Annotated in this window: 17 protein-coding genes; 6 read left to right on the top strand and 11 right to left on the bottom strand. The window is 70.6% G+C overall.

The features are described from left to right. The first annotated feature begins 367 nt into the window (after window positions 1-367). A complete protein-coding gene (gene gdhA / locus SACCYDRAFT_RS21185; RefSeq protein WP_005459285.1) occupies window positions 368-1711 on the top strand; it encodes an NADP-specific glutamate dehydrogenase in 1344 nt (447 codons plus the stop codon). A 10-nt stretch (window positions 1712-1721) separates the two neighbouring features. Here the strand turns inward: gdhA and SACCYDRAFT_RS21180 are convergent, their stop codons facing one another. The 4 genes from SACCYDRAFT_RS21180 to SACCYDRAFT_RS21165 are packed head-to-tail and all read right to left on the bottom strand — an operon-like array spanning window position 1722 to window position 7309. After that, window positions 1722-3569 (bottom strand): serine/threonine-protein kinase, encoded by a 1848-nt coding sequence (locus SACCYDRAFT_RS21180; protein ID WP_005459282.1) that lies wholly within the window; start codon window positions 3567-3569, stop codon window positions 1722-1724. Continuing rightward, window positions 3566-5485 carry a serine/threonine-protein kinase gene (locus SACCYDRAFT_RS21175; protein WP_005459281.1) on the bottom strand — a complete coding sequence of 640 codons (1920 nt, stop codon included), beginning with the start codon at window positions 5483-5485 and terminating at the stop codon, window positions 3566-3568. Before SACCYDRAFT_RS21175 ends, SACCYDRAFT_RS21180 begins: the two co-directional genes overlap by 4 nt. Before the next feature lie 14 nt (window positions 5486-5499). After that, on the bottom strand, window positions 5500-6525 hold the full coding sequence (locus SACCYDRAFT_RS21170; protein ID WP_005459279.1) for a tryptophan--tRNA ligase: 1026 nt from the start codon (window positions 6523-6525) through the stop codon (window positions 5500-5502). A gap of 25 nt (window positions 6526-6550) precedes the next feature. Beyond that, window positions 6551-7309, bottom strand: coding sequence for an SDR family NAD(P)-dependent oxidoreductase (locus tag SACCYDRAFT_RS21165; RefSeq protein WP_005459277.1), 759 nt, complete (start codon window positions 7307-7309; stop codon window positions 6551-6553). Between the two features lie 68 nt (window positions 7310-7377). Between SACCYDRAFT_RS21165 and SACCYDRAFT_RS21160 the strand changes: the two genes are divergently transcribed. Further along, the gene (locus SACCYDRAFT_RS21160; RefSeq protein WP_005459275.1) at window positions 7378-8811 is read left to right on the top strand and encodes an aminotransferase class I/II-fold pyridoxal phosphate-dependent enzyme; all 1434 of its coding nucleotides are present in this window, start codon (window positions 7378-7380) and stop codon (window positions 8809-8811) included. A gap of 155 nt (window positions 8812-8966) precedes the next feature. Here SACCYDRAFT_RS21160 and SACCYDRAFT_RS21155 read toward each other — a convergent pair whose 3' ends face one another. Both SACCYDRAFT_RS21155 and SACCYDRAFT_RS21150 read right to left on the bottom strand, forming a co-directional pair. Further along, on the bottom strand, window positions 8967-10592 hold the full coding sequence (locus SACCYDRAFT_RS21155) for a beta-N-acetylhexosaminidase (RefSeq protein WP_005459273.1): 1626 nt from the start codon (window positions 10590-10592) through the stop codon (window positions 8967-8969). Between the two features lie 130 nt (window positions 10593-10722). Next, complete coding sequence (locus SACCYDRAFT_RS21150) at window positions 10723-12624, bottom strand: propionyl-CoA synthetase (RefSeq protein ID WP_005459271.1); 1902 nt, start codon at window positions 12622-12624, stop codon at window positions 10723-10725. Between the two features lie 245 nt (window positions 12625-12869). Here SACCYDRAFT_RS21150 and SACCYDRAFT_RS21145 point away from each other — a divergent pair, with 245 nt between their 5' ends. Further along, window positions 12870-14597, top strand: a complete 1728-nt coding sequence (locus SACCYDRAFT_RS21145) for a serine/threonine-protein kinase (RefSeq protein WP_005459269.1) — start codon at window positions 12870-12872, stop codon at window positions 14595-14597. 83 nt (window positions 14598-14680) lie between these two features. Here the strand turns inward: SACCYDRAFT_RS21145 and SACCYDRAFT_RS21140 are convergent, their stop codons facing one another. Then, window positions 14681-16252, bottom strand: a complete 1572-nt coding sequence (locus tag SACCYDRAFT_RS21140) for a dolichyl-phosphate-mannose--protein mannosyltransferase (RefSeq protein WP_005459267.1) — start codon at window positions 16250-16252, stop codon at window positions 14681-14683. 33 nt (window positions 16253-16285) lie between these two features. On the opposite strand from SACCYDRAFT_RS21140, the gene rsmI reads away from it, so the two are divergent. From rsmI to SACCYDRAFT_RS21125, 3 genes are all read left to right on the top strand, one after another. Then, window positions 16286-17110, top strand: coding sequence for a 16S rRNA (cytidine(1402)-2'-O)-methyltransferase (gene rsmI / locus SACCYDRAFT_RS21135; RefSeq protein WP_005459265.1), 825 nt, complete (start codon window positions 16286-16288; stop codon window positions 17108-17110). 3 nt (window positions 17111-17113) lie between these two features. After that, window positions 17114-17428: a DMT family transporter gene (locus SACCYDRAFT_RS21130; protein WP_005459264.1), complete on the top strand. Its 315-nt coding sequence runs from the start codon at window positions 17114-17116 to the stop codon at window positions 17426-17428. A 66-nt stretch (window positions 17429-17494) separates the two neighbouring features. Continuing rightward, window positions 17495-18481 (top strand): DUF4185 domain-containing protein, encoded by a 987-nt coding sequence (locus tag SACCYDRAFT_RS21125; protein WP_043537455.1) that lies wholly within the window; start codon window positions 17495-17497, stop codon window positions 18479-18481. A gap of 12 nt (window positions 18482-18493) precedes the next feature. Here the strand turns inward: SACCYDRAFT_RS21125 and SACCYDRAFT_RS21120 are convergent, their stop codons facing one another. From SACCYDRAFT_RS21120 to SACCYDRAFT_RS21105, 4 genes are all read right to left on the bottom strand, one after another. Next, complete coding sequence (locus SACCYDRAFT_RS21120; RefSeq protein ID WP_005459262.1) at window positions 18494-19099, bottom strand: glycoside hydrolase family 25 domain-containing protein; 606 nt, start codon at window positions 19097-19099, stop codon at window positions 18494-18496. 56 nt (window positions 19100-19155) lie between these two features. Then, window positions 19156-19923 carry an ABC transporter permease gene (locus SACCYDRAFT_RS21115; RefSeq protein ID WP_005459261.1) on the bottom strand — a complete coding sequence of 256 codons (768 nt, stop codon included), beginning with the start codon at window positions 19921-19923 and terminating at the stop codon, window positions 19156-19158. Next, window positions 19913-20908, bottom strand: a complete 996-nt coding sequence (locus SACCYDRAFT_RS21110) for a daunorubicin resistance protein DrrA family ABC transporter ATP-binding protein (protein WP_005459258.1) — start codon at window positions 20906-20908, stop codon at window positions 19913-19915. The genes SACCYDRAFT_RS21115 and SACCYDRAFT_RS21110 overlap by 11 nt, the downstream gene beginning before the upstream one ends. An 80-nt stretch (window positions 20909-20988) precedes the next feature. Beyond that, a complete protein-coding gene (locus SACCYDRAFT_RS21105) occupies window positions 20989-21588 on the bottom strand; it encodes a PadR family transcriptional regulator (RefSeq protein WP_005459257.1) in 600 nt (199 codons plus the stop codon). Between the last annotated feature and the right edge of the window lie 28 nt (window positions 21589-21616).

Genomic DNA, 21616 nt, shown 5'->3' with positions numbered 1-21616 from the left:
CAACTCGCGGAACCCGCGTTTCGCGCCGGGTTCTCCGAGTCGCCTCGTTCGTCTTCGACGAATTTCGCCGGGCGGACGGCAATGATTACCGGCTCGACCGAGTCGTTCACGAAACTCTGCTCCGGACGAGAGTCGAGTGTGTGCCCGGTCACCACCGGAAGTCGTACGGTGCGCGTTCACCGTATGCAACGAGTCGTCCGCGCTGAAGCGGCCGTTCGTGGCGTATTTCACGCGCTCACCCATATGGGTGGCCGATATCACGGCCAAACCGCCCCATGGTGATGTTCGCGGTCTTGCCTAAGGAAGCGTCGAGATGTTTCGTTGAGCTTAACGAATCGGTCATCGACCAACGGCCCAGGAGGCGGGTGTGCCAATTCACGAACGGCTCGAAAGCGTCTACGCCGAAGTACTCGCGCGCAATCCCGGCGAGACGGAGTTCCACCAGGCCGTGCGTGAGGTCCTCGAGAGCATCGGCCCAGCCGTGGGCAAGCACCCGCAGTACGCCGATGCGAAGATCGTCTCGCGCATCTGTGAGCCCGAGCGGCAGATCATCTTCCGGGTCCCGTGGGAGGACGATCGCGGGGAGATCCACATCAACCGTGGGTTCCGGATGGAGTTCAACAGCGCCCTCGGGCCCTACAAGGGCGGGCTGCGCTTCCACCCGTCGGTGTACCTGGGCATCGTGAAGTTCCTCGGCTTCGAGCAGATCTTCAAGAACGCCCTCACCGGGTTGCCCATCGGCGGAGGCAAGGGCGGCTCGGACTTCGACCCGAAGGGCAGGTCCGACCGCGAGATCATGCGCTTCTGCCAGAGCTTCATGACGGAACTGCACCGCCACATCGGCGAGTACACCGACGTCCCGGCGGGTGACATCGGGGTCGGCAGCCGGGAGATCGGCTACCTGTTCGGTCAGTACAAGCGCATCACCAACCGCTACGAGTCGGGCGTGCTGACCGGCAAGGGTCTGATCTACGGCGGCGCGCGCGTGCGCACCGAGGCCACCGGGTACGGCACCGCGTTCTTCGTCAACGAGATGCTCGCCGCGCGGGGTGACAGCTTCGAGGGCAAGACCGCTGTCGTGTCGGGCTCCGGCAACGTCGCCATCTACGCGATCGAGAAGGTCCACCAGCTCGGCGGCCGGGTGGTCGCGTGCTCCGACTCCAGCGGGTACGTGGTGGACGAGAAGGGCATCGACGTCGAGATGCTCAAGGAGATCAAGGAGGTCCGCCGGGAGCGGATCTCCGCGTACGCCGACGCGGTCCCGCACGCCCGTTACGTGGAGGGACACCAGGTGTGGGACGTGCCGTGCGACGTCGCCATGCCGTGTGCGACCCAGAACGAGATCACCGGCAAGGAGGCCGAGCGCCTCGTCCGCAACGGCTGCACCGTCGTGGCGGAGGGCGCCAACATGCCGACCACGCCCGAGGGGGTGCGCCTGTTCCAGGAGGCCGGTGTCGCGTTCGGGCCGGGCAAGGCGGCCAACGCGGGTGGTGTGGCCACCTCGGCGCTGGAGATGCAGCAGAACGCCTCGCGCGACTCGTGGACCTTCGAGTACACGGAGGACCGGCTCGAGGACATCATGCGCGACATCCACACGCGCTGCCTGGAGACGGCCGACGAGTACGGCATGCCCGGCAACTACGTGGCCGGTGCCAACATCGCGGCCTACACCCGGGTGGCCGACGCGATGCTCTCGCTCGGTCTGGTCTGAGGCCCGCCCGTCACCCGCGCGGCAGGTTGGCGGCGACCTCGCTCGCGAGCCGCTGCGCGGGCCCGCATGGGTCCTGCCCGCCGTCCTGGGTGTAGAACACCTCGACCTCCTCGGCTCGGGTGTCGCTGATGCGGCGCTGCATCCAGCGGATCGAGCAGTAATCCTCGGAGTCGGTCACGGCGTGCGCGTCGATGCCGTCCAACGACAACTCCCGGCTGTCCTCCTCTGGTGGAAGGCCGGGAACGCCCGGTGAGATGCGTACCCGCACGGTCCGGCTGCCGCTCCACTCGCACCCGTGCAGGCCGTCGGCGGTCGCCGTGGCGGGGCCGAGGACCTCGCGGACCGTCCCGCCGTCCAGCAGGAGGCAGGTGTCGAGGCCGAGGGCGCTGTGGGAGGGAAGAGTCAGCAGCACGTCGTCGGTGCGAAGTCGCCGCAGCGCCTCGTCGAGCGCCGCTTTCGGGATCTGACAGGAGGCCGACGACGCGTCGCTGACGGTGACGGTGAGCTTCGGGTCGTCGGTGAGTTGCACGGCGGCCTCGCAGCCGCCCGTCAGGTGGGTGAGCTGGACGGCGCGGCCCTCGGCGTCGCGTTCGGCGGTCCCGTTCTGGAACCGCTCCCCGAGGGAGAGCGTGACGCTGCCGGACTCGGTGCCCTCGTACCGGCACTTGTGCAGGTGGATCGGGTCGTCCTCGGGGACGAGCAGTCCCATCGACGGCACTTGGGCCTTCGCGAGCACCGCACACGGGTCGACGCGGCGCAGCCGGTCGGAGGCGAGGGCCTCGTCCGCGCTCACCGACGGCGAGGCCGCCTCAGCGGGATCTGCGGGATTCTCGGTGTCGCTACCGGTCATGACGTTGACCGACACCACCACGAGCACCGCTGCCAGCGCCGTGGCGAACGCCACGACCGGAACCGTGAACGCTCGCCGCCGTCGCCCCGGCCCCGCCGGGGTACCCGGCGCGGGCGGAGGTGGTGGCGCCGCCGCGACGGTCCGCAGCAGGTGCTCCTGCCGGGCGATGAGCGCGTGCACGGCGGTGGGCCACGGAGCAGTCGGCGACGAGGCGGGACCGAGGTGGTCGACGATCTGCTGCGGGGTGGGCCTGCGAGCCGGGTCCTTGGCCAGGCAGGGCTCCACGAACTCCCGGACTTCCGGGGGCAGCCGGCTCAGGTCGGGGTCGGTGTGGGCGACGTTGTACAACGTCTGCGGCGTGGAGGTACCCGCGAAGGGCCGCAGGCCGGTGGCTGCCGTGAGCAGCAGCGAACCGAGCGAGAACACGTCGCTGGCCGGGGTGATGTCGCCGCCGACCGCCTGCTCCGGCGACATGAACGCCGGAGAGCCGATGAGTGCGTTGGTGGCCGTGAGGTCCGAACCGTCCGCGGCGCGGGCGATGCCGAAGTCGATGACGCGCGGGCCGTCGTGGGTGAGCAGCACGTTGCCGGGTTTGAGATCCCGATGCACCAGCCCCGCCCGGTGGATGTCGGCCAGCGCCACGGACAGGGTGACGGCGAGGTGGCGCAGGGCGGCGACGTCGAGCGGCCCGGCGCTGTCGATCACGTGGGCGAGCGACGGCCCCGGAACGTACAGCGAGGCGAGCCAGGGGGTGTCGGATTCCGTGTCGGCGTCCAGGACGGCTGCCGTGTAGGCGCCGGAGACCAACCGGGACGCGGACACCTCCCGGCGGAACCGGTCGCGGAACACCGGGTCGTGCGACAGCGAGGAGAACACCAGCTTCACGGCCGCGAACCGTCCGTCGGGGCCCACGGCCAACAGTGCGCGCCCCATGCCGCCCTCACCGAGCACGGCCAGTGTCCGGTAGCGACCCACGCTTCGCGGGTCGTCTGGGCTGAGCGGTTTCACGGTTGTGGCAACCTCGCGAGAACGAGCTCCGCGGCGGAGCGGGTGGCGGCGCAGACCTCCTCGACGGGCAGCCCCGTCGCGGTGGCGCGGTAGCGCAGGGTCACGACCTCGGTGAACGACTCGTCGGACGGCAGGTGCGCCCAGCTGACCGCGCACGACGGGCTGCCCCTCTGCGGGTCGCGTTGCAGGTAGACGGTGTGCTCACCCAGGCTCGCCTTCTCCCAGTCGTCCGGGAGTTTCGCCGGGTCGACCTGCTTGGCGAGTTCGACGTCGAGCGTGCCCGAAACCTCCCACTCGCACCCGTGCAGTCCGTCGGGGACGACCGTCGGCGTCACGGTGAAGATCTCCGAGATCTCGGCCTGTTCGATCAACTCGCACGGATCGACGGTCGCGAGCGAACCGGGAACGGGATCGCGTTCCGGGCCTCCTGCGCCGAGCCGGTCGAGCGCGGTGGACAGTAGGTCGTGCACCGTCGTGCAGGGCGCCTCGACGACCTGTCCCACCCCCGGGCCGACATCGACGCTGACGGCCAGGTCGGGGTGTTCGGGCAACACGGCGGCGGCCTCGCACCGCCCCTCGCCCGTGTCGTCGACCACGAGGGCGAGTCCGTCGACGTCGGTGGCCTTCACCTCGTCACCGGGTGTCGGTTCCACGGGCACGGCATCACCGAGCGCCAGATCGAACCAGCGACCGTCGTCGTGTTCGTACGTGCACCGCGACAGGTGCACCGCCGGGCGCGGTGTGAGGCCATCCTCGTCCGCGAGGACCCTGCAGGGATCGACGGCGCGGAGCCGGTCGAGGCCCAGCGGATGGTCGTCGGCCTGCTGCGGTTCCGGCGTCACGGAGCCGTTGCCCGGAAGCGGCGTGGGTGCCGGGTCCCCCGCCGAGGCCTGCCCCGTTTCCGTGCGGTCGCCTCCGGAGAGCGCGACGGTGGCTGTGACCGCCACGACGCCGACCACCGCGAGCGCGGCGACCCCGGCGAGCACGGTACGACGTCGTTTCGGCGTCACCGAAGCCGGTCCGGCGGTGAGGACGTGACCCGCCTGCGCTTCCTGCGCGCTGATCAGCTCGTGCACGAGGTGTGGCCAGGGCGCGGTACCGGGGGCGGCCGTGCCGATCGTGACGAGGTGGTCGAGCAGCTCGTGCGGAGTGGGCCGCCGCGCGGGCTCCTTGTCCAGGCACGCGGCGACGACCTCGCGCATCGGATCGGGTATCCCTGTGAGGTCGGGTTCGACGTGCACGACGTTGTAGAGCGCCTGGGCGACCGACGAACCGGTGAAGGGGCTACGGCCGGTCGCGGCGAACACGAGAACGGACCCCAGGGAGAACAGGTCGGTGGCCGCGGTCGGTGAGTGCCCGTGAGCCTGCTCCGGTGACATGAACTCCGGCGAACCGATCACCGACCCGGTGCCTGTCAGCTCGACGTCGTCCTCCGCCGCCCGTGCGATGCCGAAGTCGATGACGCGCGGACCGTCGTGCGTGAGCAGCACGTTGCCGGGTTTGAGGTCGCGGTGGACGAGCCCGGCGCGGTGAATGTCGGCCAGCGCGGTGGCGAGCCCCACGGCGAGGCGGTGCAGGGACGGAGCCGGCAGCGGCCCGATGTCGGCCACCACCTGCCGCAGGGACGGCCCCGGCACGTACAGCGTCGCGAGCCACGGGGTCGGGCTGTCGGGGTCGGCGGCCAGCACGGGAGCGGTGTAGGCGCCGGACACGAGGCGGCACGCCTCGATCTCCCGCCGGAACCGCTCGCGGAAGACGGCGTCACGGGCGAACGAGGCATGCACGAGCTTGACGGCCGCGGGTCTGCCGTCGGGCCCCGCCGCCAGCAGCACGCGGCCCATCCCGCCCTCGCCGAGCGAGGCGAGAACACGGTAGGGGCCGACGTGCTGGGGATCGTGCTGCGCGAGCGGCTTCACGACCGCTCGTGGGTTCAGGCGACGCCGACGGCTTTACGCACCGCCGACAGCACCCGGCTCGCGCGTTCCCTGGCCCGCTCGGCACCGCGGGAGAGCACCTCGTCCAGCTCGCTACCCGGTTCCATGTACGCGTTGTAGCGCTCGCGCATGGGGGCGAGTTCGGTGTTCAGCACCTCGAACAGCACGTTCTTCAGCTCGCCCCAGCCCATGCCGCCCTCCTCGAGGCGCTTGCGGGTGTCGGCGACGACGTCCGCGGCCGACGGCGGCGCGAACTGCCGCAGGATCTGGAACGGCGCCGAGCTGTCGGGGTCCTTCGGGGCCTCCACCGGTGTGCTGTCGGTGGGAATGCGGCGCACCAGCTTCTTGAGCTTGTTCTCGGGAAGGAACAGCGGAATCGTGTTGTCGTACGACTTGCTCATCTTGCGGCCGTCGAGCCCGGGCAGGATGTCACCGGTGCCGCTCTCCGGGATGAACCCCTGAGGGATCTTGAAGCTGTACTCGTCGCCGAAGAGGTGGTTGAAGCTGCCCGCGATGTCGGCGGCGTACTCGACGTGCTGTGACTGGTCCTTCCCGACCGGCACCACGTCGGTCTCCATGATCAGGATGTCGGCGGCCATGAGGACCGGGTAGTTGTACAGCCCCATGTTGACGCCGGTGTCGGGATCATCGCCCGTCTCGGCGTTGCGGTCGCGAGCGGCCTTGTAGGCGTGGGCGCGGTTCATGAGCCCCTTGCCGGTGACGCACGAGAGCACCCAGCTCAGTTCGAAGATCTCGGGAACGTCCGACTGCACGTAGAACGTCGTCCGATTCGGGTCGAGCCCCGCGGCAAGCCAGGAGGCGGCCACCGAACGCGAGTAGTGCCTGAGCTCCTCGGCGTCGCGGATGGTCGTCAGCGCGTGGTAGTCGGCGATGAAGTAGAGCGAGTCGTACTGTTCGGCCAACCGCAGCGCCGGACGGATCGCACCCACGAGGTTGCCCAGGTGGACCTCTCCGGTTGGTTTGATGCCGGTCAAGGAGACCTTGCCTGCGGGTTCTGACATGCGGACCATCCTAGCGAGCTGCCCGTCACACCAGTTCGAGCCCGCCGTCCACCGTGAGGACCTGACCCGTGAGCCAGGTGGCGTCAGGGTCGGCCAACCGCACGACCCACGTGGCCACGTCCTCGGGGGTACCGCGCCTGCCCAGGGGAATGCGTGCGGTCTCCTGGCGCTTGATGCCCTCGATCGTGTCGGTGTCCAGGCCGGACGCGGCGAGCGCCTCGCTCTCGGTGGGGCCGGGCGCCACCGCGTTGACGCGGATCCCGCTGGACGCCAGTTCGAGCGCCCAGCTGCGGGTGAGGTGTTCGAGCGCCGCCTTGGACGCCCCGTAGTACGCCGCGTCGGGAGCCGGTCGGTGCCCGAGCACGCTCGACACGTTGACGATGGCTCCGCGCGTGCTCCGCAGGGAGGGCAGCGCTGCCTTCGTGAGGAATCCGGGCGCGAGCACGTTGGTGGAGAGGAGCTCGTCGACCGCCGCCGGGTCGAGGGCGGCGAGCGGCATCGCGGCGAAGACACCGGCGTTGTTCACGACGACGTCGAGGCGTCCCCAGCGGCTGCGGGCGTCCTCGACCACGGCCTCGGCCGCCTGCGGGTCGCGGAGGTCGGCGGGATGCGTGGCGATCGACGGATGCAGACCGGCCGTGCCGGCCAGTGCGGGTGCTCTTCTGCCGACGCCCAGCACGTGCGCGCCAGCCCTCGCGAAGGCCGCGGCGCCTGCGCGACCGATCCCGGAACCGGCCCCGGTCACCACGACGACCCGGCCGTCGAACGACGGTTCGATGTTCATGGCGCGAACGTAGGGGCTGACACCGATGTCAAGGTCAAGTCGGCGACTAGGCTCGCCCCGTGACTCACATGACGCCGGAGGAGTTCCGCGCCCACGGCAAGCAGGTCGTCGACTGGATCGCCGACTACCTGGCGTCCGTGGAGGAACATCCGGTGCGGGCGCAGGTGTCCCCGGGCGAGGTGCGCGCCGCGCTGCCCGAGCACCCTCCCGAACAGGGGGAGCCGTTCGACGCCGTGCTGGCCGACCTCGACCGCGTCGTGCTCCCGGGGATCACGCACTGGCAGCACCCGAGCTTCTTCGCCTACTTCCCGGCGAACACCAGCGGCCCGGCCGTGCTCGGGGATTTGTTGTCGTCGGGACTCGGGGTGCAGGGAATGCTGTGGGCCACCAGCCCGGCCTGCACGGAGCTGGAGACCGTCGTCGTGGACTGGCTGGCCGAGCTGCTCGACCTGCCGGCACGTTTCCGCACCGACGAGCGCGGTGGCGGGGTCATCCAGGACTCGGCGTCCGGCGCCGCCGTCGTCGCGGTGCTCGCCGCGCGGCAGCGCGCGGGTGAGGGCAGGCACCGGATGTACGTGTCGTCGCAGACGCACTCGTCGCTGGAGAAGGCCGCGCGCGTCACCGGTGTCGGCGCGGAGAACGTGCGGGTGGTGGACGTGGACCCGGAAACCCTCGCCATGGATCCCGAACACCTCGACCGGCTGATCACCGAGGACCTCGCGGCGGGCTTCGTGCCCATGCTGGTCTGCGCGACGATCGGCACGACGTCGACCACGGCGGTCGACCCCGTTCGCCGCATCGGGGAGGTCTGTCGCGACCACGGTGTCTGGCTGCACGTCGACGCGGCGTACGCGGGAGTGGCGGCCGTGTGCCCGGAGTTCCGGTGGTGCAACGACGGGGTCGCCGAGTACGCGGACTCCTACGTCACCGACCCACACAAGTGGCTGCTCACCAACTTCGACTGCTCCGTGCTGTGGCTGGGCGACCGGACACCGATGGTGGAGGCGTTGTCGATCCTGCCCGAGTACCTCCGCAACGCCGCCAGCAGCTCCGGCGAAGTGATCGACTATCGGGACTGGCAGGTGCCGCTCGGCCGCCGCTTCCGGGCGTTGAAGCTGTGGTCGGTGATCCGGTGGTACGGCGCCGAGGGCCTGCGCGCCCATGTCCGCCGATGTGTCGAACTCGCCGACGGGTTCGCGGAGTCGGTGGCGGGCGATCCGCGGTTCGAGCTGGACCCGCACCACCCGTTCGGGCTCGTCTGCTTCCGTCCACTGTGGCCGGAGATGTCGGTGGCGGAGTCCGACGCCGCCACGACGGAGCTCATGGAACGTCTCAACGACTCGGGCGAGTTGTTCCTGAGCCACACCAGGGTGCGTGGCCACGTGGTGCTGCGCCTGGCGGTCGGCTCCCCGGCCACCGAGGAGAAGCACGTCGAGGCCGCGTGGCGCCGGATCGCCGCGGAGTACGACGCCGTACGTGACAAGCCCCGACAACAGCGGTAGACCACCCACATCTGGCAACCGTGTCCGCAGTTCGTGTACGGGTGTTGGCGGTTGGGGGACGGGTCCTTGTAGCTGGTGTTCGCGCCGTAGGCTGCGGACACGCGTGCGGCGAGGGGCCGCGGGGATGGGCCCGCGGCCCCTCGCCGGGCGGTTCTTCAGTTCACCCAGGGAACCTGGGGTGAGCGGTGGAAGTCGACCTCCCGCTCCTCCCAGCGCGGTGCCTGCTTGCCCAGCCGTTCGCTGAACGAGGTCCAGTCGCGTGCCTCCTGCGGCGACCAGCCGATCTCCGCCACGGCGGCGAGCCTCGGGAACGCCATGTACTCGATGTGGTCCAACGAGCGCAGCGTCTCCGACCACAGCGGAGCCTCGACGCCCAGCACGGCGTCCTCACCGACACCGGTGACGTGTGCGCCGGGGTTCCACTCGTAGGAGTCGCGGACCTCGATGTACCCCGCCCAGGACAGGCCGAGCGTCGTGTCCTCGTCGTACTTCATGTCCAGGTACACCTTGTTGGCCGGCGACATGATCACCTGATGGCCTCGGGCCACCGCGTCGGCGAGGTCGGCGTGGTTCGTGGTGGTGCCCCAGTACTGGGCCACCGTGTCGGTGGTGGGCTCGGCCCGTACGATCTCGTTCCACCCGAAAGGCCGCTTGCCGTACTTCTCCACGAGCGGCACCACGCGCTGCATGAACACGCGGTAGTCCTCGGGCGGGGTCACGTGTGCCTCGTCACCGCCGATGTGCAGGTACGGACCGGGGGTCAGCTCCGAGACCTCCCGGATGACGTCCTCCACGAACTCGTACGTGAGTTCCTTGTCGATGCACAGCGAGCTGTATCCCACGGCTATGTCGGTGCGCGGCGGAGGCGCGATGCCGTCACAGTTCAGCTCCGCGTACGTCGACAGCGCCGCGTTGGTGTGGCCCGGCATGTCGATCTCCGGGACGACGGTGATGTAGCGCTCGGCGGCGTAGGCGACGATGTCGCTGTACTCCTCCTTGGTGAGGAACCCGCCGCCGACACCGTCGACGCCCGTGCCGGGTCCGCCGCCCACGGTGGTGAGCTTCGGCCAGCTCTCGATCTCGATGCGCCAGCCCTGGTCGTCGGTCAGGTGCAGGTGCAGGTGGTTGATCTTGTAGCGGGCGAGTTCGTCGATGTAGGACTTGATTTCGTCGGGCGTGTGGAAGTGGCGGGCGATGTCGAGCATCGCGCCCCGGTAGTCGAACCGCGGGTGGTCGACGACGGTGCCGCCGGGCACCGTCCACGCCACGTTGCGCCGGGAGTCCGCTTCGATGTCGGCGGGCAGCAGTTGCCGCAGCGTCTGCGTGCCCGCGAACAGGCCGGCGGCCGTGTTGGCGCGGATCGTGACCCCGCGTTTCGTGACTTCCAGCCGGTAGCCTTCGCTGCCGAGTTCCTCGCCCACGTCGTCGATCAGGAGCGCGATGCCGCCACCGCGTCCGTGTGCGGGCACCACCGGCAGGGCGTAGCCGGTGGCGGGGCGCAGCGAGTCGGCGAGGAGCCTGCCGACCTCGCGGGCCTCGGCCGAGTGCGGTTCCGTGCGGATGAGGGTCCACGGGCGGAGCCGGTAGTCCGCGTCGCCGTCGGGTGCCACCTCCACCGGCGCCGGAATGATGTCGGTGAGCGAGGACTGCGCCGACTTCGCCGGTGGGGCCGCGCCGGTGACGGCCGGGTCCGCCGTGGCGTTCGTCGCAGTCGACACCGAGAGCGCGGCGGCGAACGCCACGGCGGCGGTGAGGACTGCCCTGGTTCTGCGTCTGCGCACGAGCACCTCCGATGAGTGAGGGGTGCCTTACAGGTTCAGACCAATGATTGGTCCAGACAACCACCGATCGGGTGAGTGGGGTGGCGCATCGCTCGCCGTCCGCACGCTCGCCGCGAGCGCTCCGACGACCTCAGGTTGCCGGTCGCAGTGCGCTCCGCAGGCGGTCGAGCACACCCGGGTCCTCGATGGTGGACGGCACCACGACGTCCCGGCCGTCGGCGAGGCCCCGCATCGTGGCTCGCAGGATCTTCCCCGACCGTGTCTTCGGTAGTGCGTCGACGACGGCGACGTCCCGGAACGCCGCCACCGGCCCGATCTCCGCCCGGACGGCCGCCACGAGCTCGTCCCTGAGCTGCTCCTCCGGGATGTCGGCGCCCGCCTTGAGCACCACGAAGCCGCGTGGCACCTGGCCCTTGAGGGCGTCTCGCACACCGATCACCGCGCACTCCGCCACGGCCGGGTGCGCGGCCAGCACCGCCTCCATCGCCCCCGTCGACAGCCGGTGCCCCGCCACGTTGATCACGTCGTCCGTGCGGCCCATGACGAACAGGTAGCCGTCGGCGTCGAGGTAGCCGGAGTCGCCGGTGAGGTAGTGGCCCTCGTACCGGGACAGGTAGGACTCGACGAAGCGGTCGTCGTCGCCCCACAGCGTCGGCAGCGAACCGGGCGGAAGCGGCAGCTTCACGGTGATCGCGCCCTCCACGCCCGCGGCCTGCTCCTGCCCGGACTGGTTCAGCACGCGGACGTCCCATCCCGGCATGGGCACGGTCGCCGAGCCGGGTTTGACGGGCATCGCTTCCAGCCCGCGGGGGTTGGCCGCGATGGGCCAGCCCGTCTCGGTCTGCCACCAGTGATCGATCACGGGTACTCCGAGTCGTTCGCTCGCCCAGTGGTACGTCTGCGGATCCAACCGCTCACCGGCGAGGAACAGGGTGCGGAGCTTCCCGAGGTCGTAGCGGGCGATCTCGGCTCCCTCGGGGTCGACGCGTTTGACGGCCCTCAGAGCGGTGGGTGCGGTGAACAGGGCCTTCACGCCGTGTTCCGCCGCGACACGCCAGAACGCACCGGCGTCGGGGGTGCCGACGGGTTTGCCCTCGTACAGCACGGTGGTGGCGCCCACCAGCAGGGGCGCGTACACGATGTACGAGTGGCCGACCACCCAGCCCACGTCGGAGGCCGTCCACCACACGTCACCGGGGCCGATGTCGTACACGGCCGCCATCGACCAGGCCAGCGCGACCGCGTGCCCGCCGTTGTCACGCACCACGCCCTTCGGCCTCCCGGTCGTGCCGGAGGTGTAGAGCACGTAGAGCGGGTCGGTGGCGGCCACCGGGACCGGGGCGGCGGGCTGCGCCGACGCCACCAGGTCGTTCCAGTCGAGCTCGCCGTCCCGCAGGTCGGCGCGCGCGGCGTCGCGCTGGAGCACCACGACGTGGTCCGGCCGTCGCGCACCGTCGTCGTGGACGAGGTTCAGGGCCTCGCGCACGATCGGCACGTACTCCACGATCCGGGACGGCTCGATTCCGCAGGAGGCGGTGAGGACGACCTTCGGCGCGGCGTCGGAGATGCGCGCGGCCAGCTCCCTGGGCGCGAACCCGCCGAACACCACGGAGTGCACGGCTCCGAGCCTGGCGCAGGCCAGCATCGCCACCACCGCCTCGGGCACCATCGGCAGGTAGACGACCACGCGATCGCCCTTGCCGACGCCGAGCGAGCGCAGCGCGCCCGCGAGGGTCGCCACCTCGTCGCGCAGGCGCCGGTAGCTGTAGTGCGCGCTCGACCCGGTGACGGGGGAGTCCCAGACGAGGGCGTCCTGCTCGCCCCGGCCCGCGTCGACGTGGCGGTCGAGCGCGTTGGCGGCCGTGTTGAGTTCCCCGTCGGGGAACCAGCGGTACAGCGGTGCCCGGGTCTCGTCGAGTGCGATGGTGGGGGTGCGTGTCCAGTCGACGGCTCGCGCGGCCTCCAGCCAGAACGCCTCCGGGTCCTCCAGACTGCGCCGGTACTGCTCTCGGTACGCGCCCGTGCCCACCATGCGGCTCCTCCTTGAGCGTCGAGGTCGTCTGCGACGACGGTAGGGCTGGTGGGCGCGGCACACCAGGGTGTGGCCGTGGATCGCCTGGTCGTCGTGGCACCCGACCGGGTGGTGAGGACGCGGCTGGTACCGCTCGGTGACGGTCGACTGCGAAGGGCGGGCCCCGCCCACCGTAAGCTCGGGTGCGAAAGACAGGCATACTGTGCCTTCGGACTATGCCGGGCGACGCGGCGAAGGAGCGAGGGGTGGAATCGATCGCGAGCGCGTTGCTCTCGTTCGCCTATCAGCTGTTCCAGCCGGGGTTCTGGCCCGGAGACTGGGCATGGGCGACGAGCATGGCCGGTGCGCTGATCGGGTTGTTCCCGGTGGGAACGGCCGTGGCCGTCGCGTTGATGCGCAAGTTCACCGGCAACCGCTACCACGGCGGTGCCCTGGCCGCGCTGGCTGTACTCGGCGTCGTCGGCGTGCTGCTGATCCCGTGGTTCCTCGCCACGGGTGTGGCCAGCGTGTTCCGGGCGAACTTCCGCGGTGACAGCGCCGGACTCTCGGGGGCGGAGGTCGCCGCGCTCCAGCAGGACTACGGCGTCGGGCCGCAGGACGAGTACCTGGGCGGCGGCCAGAACGTCTACGAGACGTTGTTCTACCCCTCCGACGGTGTCTTCTCCTACGGCCTCGACCTCATCGGCCTCGTCGGTCTGCCCGTGCTGATCCTGCTGGCCGTGATGCTGATGGGCCGCATCGCACTGCGGCGGGGCCCGAAGTGGCCGGGCAGGCTGCTGTGGGTGCCGTTCGTGGTGTTCGTGTTCGTGTGCGCCGGGGTGGAGGCCAACACGGCCGTGCACCTGTGGCTCGGGTTCCTGCCCGTCACCGTCCTCGGCGTCATCCCGGTGGCCATCGTGGGGCCGCCGAGCTGGTCGACGATCGAGAACTCCGACCGCCGCCCCGACTCGACGCCCGCCAAGCAGGAGCCGCCGCAGCAACCCGTGCACGTCCAGACCCGGGAGCCGGAGACGCCACCGCCACCGCCTCCACCTGCCAAGCAGTACGCGCCCACCTCGGTGGCCCCGGCGCCGGAACCGCCCGCGGAACTCGCGGCGGTACCCGGCCCGGTGCCCACCCCGCCCGGCAGCTCCCAGCAGGGAAGCAACCGGTTCCGGCGCGTGCGCCGGCTGGGGCACGGGGGGTTCGGCACCGTGTGGCAGGCCGTGGACACGCAGCTCGGCCGCACGGTCGCGCTCAAGATCGCCCATGCGCCGGACACCGACACCGAGGAACGCATGCAGCGCGAGGCTCGCGCGCTGGCGGCCCTCAGCCACCCCAACTGCGTCCGCGTCTACGACCTCGTGGAGGAACCCGACGGGCTCGCCCTCGTGATGGAGTACCTGGAGGGGCAGCCGCTCGCCGAGATCGTCGACAACGGCGGCCCGCTGGACGACGTGGCCGCGGGGCGGTTGTGGGCGACCATGGCCAGCGCGTTGGCGGCGGCGCACAGCAAGGGGGTGCTGCATCGCGACATCAAGCCGTCCAACATCATCGTCGACCCGCAGGGCGTGGCACACCTCATCGACTTCGGGATCGCGCGCAGCAGGGGCGACTCGAAGTTGACGGCCACCGGCATGATGGTCGGCACCCCCGACTACGTGGCACCCGAGGCGGCGGCGGGCGCGCCCGCGAGCCCGGCTTCCGACGCGTGGCAGCTCGCGGCCACCGTCAGCTACGCGCTGACGGGCCAGCCTCCTCGCGGTACCAGGGAGACCCCGATGGCGGCGCTCATGGCGGCCGCCCGAGCCGAGGCGCCCACGCACCTGCCGAGGCAGAGCGTCCACGGGCGGTTGCTCGCCGCCTCGCTGGACCCGCAGCCGCGCAACCGGCCCACTCTCAACGTCGTCTACCGCGAGGTGGAGGGCTGGTTGTCACGGGCGGGTACGTCGCCCGACGGTCCTGTCACGAAGCTCGTGCCGCGCCAGCAGTGACGACTGGTGGGCCCGGAGTTCTGGGCCCACCACGGCAGCGGCCACCACGAGCTTGACGTTCCAGGTTTCGAACCGGCCGGTGGTCACCGCCACGAGGGCAACCACAGCTCCGCCTGCCACCGGCCGTAGGTGATCGGGTCCCCGACCAGGATGGGCCACAGCCACACGAAGTTCGCGACCACCAGCCCCACGTAGAGCGACAGCAGAAGCAGGCCGGTGCCCCGCCGTTCGTAACCGCTGCGGGCGCTGCCGAGTATCTGCCCGAGCACCAGCGTGAGTCCGAGAGCCAGGAACGGTGCGAGCGGGGTGGCGTAGAAGAAGTACATCTGCCGGTCGAGGTTGAGAAACCACGGCAGCAGGCCGGCGAAGTAGCCCACCAGCACGGACGCGTACCGCCAGTCGCCACGGAAAACCGACCGCCAGAGACCCCATGCCAGCACGGGGAGCGAGAGCCACCACATCGCGGGCGTGCCGATGAGCATCGTGGCGCTCACGCACTTCGACTCGCCGCAGCCGGTGACGCTTTCACCCGACTCGTAGTAGTAGAGCATCGGACGCAGCCCCATCGGCCACGTCCACGGTTTCGACTCCCACGGGTGGGGATCGTCCTCGGGCGTGGTGAGGTTGCTGTGGAAGTCCAGCACGTTCACGGTGTAGAGGAACAGCGAACGCAGGGCGTCCGGCACGAACGCGAACGGCCCGCCGCCGGCGCCGGAGATCTCCACGTAGTGCCGGTCGGTGGCGGTCTCGCTGGCGAACCAGGCCCACCAGCTCCCCAGGTACACCAGCACGGAGATCACGCCGATGCCCCAGACGGCGGGGAGCAGGTCCTGCCGGAGCGTCCCGGCCCACGGCCTGCGCACGCCGGCCGCCTTGCGCGCGGCGACGTCGAAGGCCAGGCACAGCAGACCGAACGCGATCACCCAGTAGGCGCCTGACCACTTCACGGCCGTGGCGAGCCCGAGCAGCACTCCGGTGCCGAACCGCCACCAGCGGAAGCCGAGCCTCGGCCCGTACGGCGAGGCGTCGACCCAGCCCTCGCGCACGGCGACCGCCAACCGCCGGCGCACCTGATCGCGGTCGCACAGCAGGCAGGCGAACGCGCCGAGCACGAACAGCGCGATGAAGATGTCGAGCATCCCCATCCGCGACTGGAGGTGCAGCACCCCGTCGCAGATCACCAGGACACCGGCCACCGCGCCGAGCAGTGTGGAGCGGGTCAGCCTGCGCGCGACGCGGACGGTGATCAGGACGATCAACGCCCCGGCCACGGCCGCGCTGAACCGCCAGCCCCAGCCGTTGTACCCGAAAAGCCACTCACCGACGGCGATGAGCTGTTTCGCCAGCGGCGGGTGCACCACCAACTCGTAGCCGTAGTTGTCCTCGTACCCGCCGTTGCGCAGCATCTGCCACGCCTGCGGCACGTAGTGTTTCTCGTCGAACACCGGGGTGCCCTTGTCGGTGGGCACTCCGAGATCGACAAGCCGCACGAACGCGCCGATCGCGGTCAGCACGACCGTGACGATCAGCGCGCGGATCCGGTCGCCGGGCATCGGCCTGCCGAGGAGGGTGGCTTCGCGGTCACTCGGGGGCTCAAGGATCTGTGGCGCTCGGCCCACGCCGCCCGCCGACGAACGGGTGAGGAGTGCGGTCACGGGGCTCGATCCTACGGGCTAGCCTCTGGCGGTGTGACTCTCATCCTGGCCGCGACTCCGCTCGGTGATTCCCGTGACGCCTCTCCCCGGTTGGCCGAGGTGCTGGCCGAGGCGGACGTGGTGGCGGCCGAGGACACCCGGCGGTTCAGGGCTCTCGCGACCGCGCTCGGAGTGACGCCCCGGGGTCGGGTCGTGAGTTTCTACGAGGACGTCGAGTCCGCGCGGCTGCCGAAGTTGCTGGAGGCGCTGCGTGGTGGGTTGACGGTGGTGCTCGTCACCGACGCCGGGATGCCGAGCGTGTCCGACCCCGGTTACCGGCTCGTCGCGGCGTGTGTGGCCGACGGCGTGCGGGTGACCTGCGTGCCGGGTCCCTCCGCGGTGACGACGGCGCTGGCGGTGTCGGGGCTGCCACCGGACCGCTTCTGCTTCGACGGTTTCGTGCCTCGCAAGGCGGGGGAGCGGGCGCGTTGGTTGCGCGAGCTGGCGAACCAGCCACGCACGGTGGTGTTCTTCGAGTCGCCGCACCGGTTGGCCGCGACGTTGGCGGAGGCCGCCGACACGCTCGGCGCCGACCGCAGGGCCGTCGTGTGCCGGGAGTTGACGAAGACGTACGAGGAAGTACGGCGTGGTGGACTCGGTGAGCTCGCCGAGTGGGCGGCCGACGGCGTGCGCGGCGAGATCACGGTGGTGCTGGAGGGCGCCGCGCCGAGGGCGGTCGATCTCGGGGACCTGGTCGCGGAGGTGCGGTCACGTGTGGAGGCTGGCGAGCGGCTGAAGTCGGCGGCGAGCGAGGTGGCGCAGGCGGCCGGGATGTCGAGGAAGGAACTCTACGACGCCGTGTTGAGGGAGCGGGGTTGAGCCGTGGCGTGGGTCGTTCTCGTCGTCTCCGGTGTGCTGGAGACCGTGTGGGCCGCCGCGCTGGAGGCGTCGCGCGGGTTCTCGCGGCTGTGGCCGTCGTTGTTGTTCCTGGTGGCACTGGCGGCGAGCATGGCCGGACTGGCGTACGCGCTGCGGACCATCCCGGTCGGTACGGGGTACGCGGTGTGGGTGGGAATCGGCGCGGTCGGCACCGCCGTGTACGGCATGGTGGCGCTGGAGGAACCCGCGAGTGTGGTGAGGCTGCTGTGCCTGGCCATGATCATCGGTGGTGTGGTGGGGCTGCGGTTCGCGGGGTGACGACCGACCGTGGCGCCGCCGCCGGGTGAACGTTTCCCCAGCGACGTTCCCGGCTACGTCGAGGGTGTGGTGCGGGCGAGCGAGACGACGCGGATCGGCCCTGTCACCGGCGCGGGCTCGCCGAGCCGCACCGACGAGCGGTTCGGCATCCACGCCACCGACCTCGGTGTTCTCTGGGACGGCGGCGACGGTCGGGTCCTGGTGGCGTTCGGTGACACCTACGGCCGCGGTTGGGGCGGCAGCGGTCCCGGGCCGGAGCACGCCGACTGGCGCCGCAACGTGCTGGCCTACTCCACCAACCGGGACCTCGACGCGGGGCTGCGACTCGACGGCGTGGTGGCGCGGCCCGACGGCAGCGCGGCACAGGTGCTGCCCTCGGGCGGGGGTCGCGAGGTCACGGTGATCCCGAACAGCGGAATCGCCGTGGACGGTGCGCATTACCTGCACTACATGTCGGTGCGCGAGTGGATCCGGCCGGGCGTGTGGCGGACGAACCACGCCGGCATCGCCGTGTCCCGTGACGATGGGAGGACGTGGGAGAAGCCACGTGGCGCCCGCTGGCCGAACCGGTGGGGCGACAACCGGTTCCAGCTCGGCGCGTTCGCGTTCGCGGAGGGGCGCGTGTACCTGCTGGGCACCACCAACGGCCGATACGGCGACGCCTACCTCGCCAGGGCGGACGTGGCCGCGCTGCCCGACACGCGCGCGTTCGAGTACTGGACGGGATCGGGTTGGAGCAGGCGGGCCCGGGCGGCGGCCGCGGTGGTGGAGGGCCCGGTGGGGGAGATGTCGCTGGGTTTCCACCGAACGCTCGGCCGGTGGCTGCTCATGCACCTCGACGAGGCGCGCCGTGGCATCGTGCTCCGCTCGGCGGAGCGGCTCACCGGCCCGTGGACACCGGGTGAGGTGGTGGTCTCGGGCGGCGAGCACCCGGCCGTCTACGGCGGCTACCTGCACCCGTGGTCGCTCGACGGCCCGGACCTGTACTACCTGGTGTCGCAGTGGGGTCCGTACAACGTCTACCTCACCCGGACCCGGCTGGTGCTCGACTGATCCGCTCGATCTCTACACGAGCACGTCGGCGAGGGTGAACGGGTAGACCAGCGCATGCCTGCCGATGCCGCCTTCTCCGGTGTGTTCGTGTAGCCCGAGGCGGGGGTGGAACCACCCGGCGCGGCCCGGGACGCCGTTGTGCCACGCCGACCACAGCACGACGTCGTCGTCGGCCCACCTGTCGGGACGGAAGCGGTGCAACCACTGGGCCGCCTCGGCGTACACGAGCACGCGCCGGATCACGGCCTCCTGCCGCAACGTTCTGATCCACGTGCGGACGAACCGGTCGTCGACTCCCTCGGCTCGGGCGTCCAGGGTGGGCGCGAGCGTGCCCGGGGTGAACGCGCCGAGGGGTTTGCCGACGCGCACGACGTGCCGTGCCTGGTCCTGCGGGGCGCCGGGGCGGCCGAGATGCCGGATACCGGCGTGGACGCCGGCGTGCAGAGCTTCGGTCAGCCGTGCGGCCGCGTCCCGGTCCACCCAGTTCGAGTTGTCCGTGATGCTGACCGACGCGAACGTCACCGCGCGGCTCGCTCCCAGCGCCCGCCAGTCGGGGCACGGCGCGTGCGGGGCGAGGCTGATCCCCCACGCCTCGCCCCGCGTCCCGTGCCTGGTCATGGCGGCAGGCTAGTCGCGGCGGGAGCTTCTCGCCGTCCACCACGCCGGGAGCCGGCTCACGCGTTCTCCCTGCGGAAGGTGCTCGCGCCCCACCACACGGCGAGTACGGTCAGCACCGCCAGCACCAGGCTGCCGGTGAGCAGGCCGTCCGTCGTGAAGTCGCCCCGGAAACCGGCGCGCTCGGCCTCGACGATGTGGCTGAACGGGTTGATGCGCGACAGTGTGTACAGCCAGCCCGGTGCGAGGCCCGCGGTGATGGGCAGCAGGATGCCGGACAACAGCAGCACGGGAAGCAGAACGGCGTTCAGCAGAGCCGGGAACGCCTCCTCACTCTTCAGCGTCATCGCCAGCGCGTACGACGACGACGCCATCGTGACGGCGAGCAGGGCCGCGATCACCAGGCTGAGCAGGATGCCGCCGACCGGGGCGCGCAGGCCGAACACGACCACCGCCAGAGTGATGAGGATGAGTGCCTGGACCAGTGCCTGGAGCACGTTGTTCAGCACCTTCCCCAGCAGCAGGGCGACCCTGCTCACCGGAGTCACCCGCAGTCGCTCGACGACGCCGCTGCGGTACTCGGCGAGCAGCCCGAACCCGACGAACGAGGTACCGAACAACGCGATCATCACGATCAGCGCGGGGGTGAAGATGGTCCAGACGTCACCGGGCGGGAAGCCCGGCGTGTTGGCGACGACCTTCTCCATCAGTGGGCCGAACAGCACCAGGTACAGCACCGGCTGCATGATCTGGATGATCAGCCAGGCCGGGTTGCGCACGGACAGGGCGAAGTCCCTGCGGAAGATCAGCCAGGTGTCACGCCACATCGGAGACCTCCTCGGGGCCGGGCGGGGCTGTGTGGGCCTCGCGCAGGCTGCGGCCCGTCATGGTGAGGAACACGTCGTCGAGCGTGGGCCGCTGTACCTGCATGGAGGTCATCGCCACGCCCCGGGCGTCGAACGCGCGCAGCAGTTCGGGCAGCACCACGTCCCCGCGCGGCACCCGGAACCGCACGAGGTCGCCGGTCACGCTCACCTCGTGCGCGCCGTCGATCTTGCCGACCAGCGACGCGGCCTCGGCGGCCTGCTCGCCGGTGTGGTCGAAGCCGATCTCCACCCGGTCGCCCGAGACGCGGGCCTTGAGCTCGTCGGGAGTGCCCTCGGCGACGATCCGGCCTCCGTCGATGACGAGGATGCGGTCGCACAGGGCGTCCGCCTCGTCGAGGTAGTGGGTCGTGAGGAACACCGTCACGCCCTGCTCGGCGTGCAGGTGGTCGATGTGGTCCCACAGGTTCGCCCGGCTCTGCGGGTCGAGCCCGGTGGTGGGCTCGTCGAGAAAGACCAGCGGGGGGTTGTGGATGAGCCCGAGTGCGATGTCCAGCCTGCGTCGCTGTCCCCCTGACAGCGTCTTGGTGAGCCGGCCGTCCAGACCGGACAGGTCGAGCTGCTCGGCCAGCGCGGCGGCGCGGCGGGCGGTGTCGGCCTTCGACAGCCCGTACAGCCTGCCCTGCAGTTCGAGCTCCTCGTTCACCCTGCACTCGGGCAGTGTGCCTCCGCCTTGGGCGACGTAGCCGATGCGCTTGCGCACTCCGAGCGGGTCTCGCAGCAGGTCGCATCCCGCCACCTCGGCCTCGCCCGCCGTCGGGCGCAGCAGCGTGGTGAGCATGCGCAGTGTGGTCGTCTTCCCGGCTCCGTTGGGGCCGAGGAAGCCGACGAGTTCCCCCTGGTCGACGTCGATGTCGACGCCCCGGACGGCGTCGACCGTGCGGCCCCTGGCGGAGAACCGCCGGGCAAGGCCGCGTGCCTTGATCATGCGTACCCCTTCCGTAGTCAAATTTGACTACCCGTGGACGCGGGTACTCTCTCGCAGGACCTGACATTAGTCAAATTTGATTACTTCGGTGGGTCGGGACTTCCGAACGAGTGACCCGCGTCGTCGGCCATCACGTACTCGCCCGCTCGGAGACGGCTCAACAGGTCCTCCGTCCACCCGATGTCGGTCTCCACGTGTGCGCGCCAGAGCCGGTAGAGGGCGCTGACGTGCTGGGGTTGCCCCCAGTCGGTGCCATGGTCGAGAGCGACGTCGAGGTTCGCGAGCCCGCCCGTGAGCTGGGTGAGGCGGTACTCCAGAAGGCTGATCGCGCGGTCCCTGGTCAGGGTCGGAAGGAACGCCACCGCCGCGGCGAACGCGTAGTTGGCGCTGGGATCCCGGCGGACCTCGGCCAGCATCTTCGCCAGTTGCTGGTCGAAGTAACGCTCGCCGTCCGCGGTCAGCTCGTAGGTCACCTTGTCGGGCCGGCCCTCGTCGCCGGTGTCCACGCGGGCGAGGAGGTTCTCCGAGTTCATCTTCTTCAGCGCGTGGTAGATCGACCCCGGCTGCACGTTGGCCCACGTGTCGGCCGACCAGGACAACAACTCGCGGCGCACGACGTAGCCGTGCGCGCGACCGTGCATGCGCACCACGCCGAGCACCAGTAACCGGACAGCCGACATGTCGCGACGCCTCCACTTCCACACGTGT

This window comes from Saccharomonospora cyanea NA-134, assembly GCF_000244975.1.
In the GTDB taxonomy this organism is placed as follows: Bacteria; Actinomycetota; Actinomycetes; order Mycobacteriales; family Pseudonocardiaceae; genus Saccharomonospora; species Saccharomonospora cyanea.
This window is presented reverse-complemented; position numbering and strand designations above follow the sequence as displayed.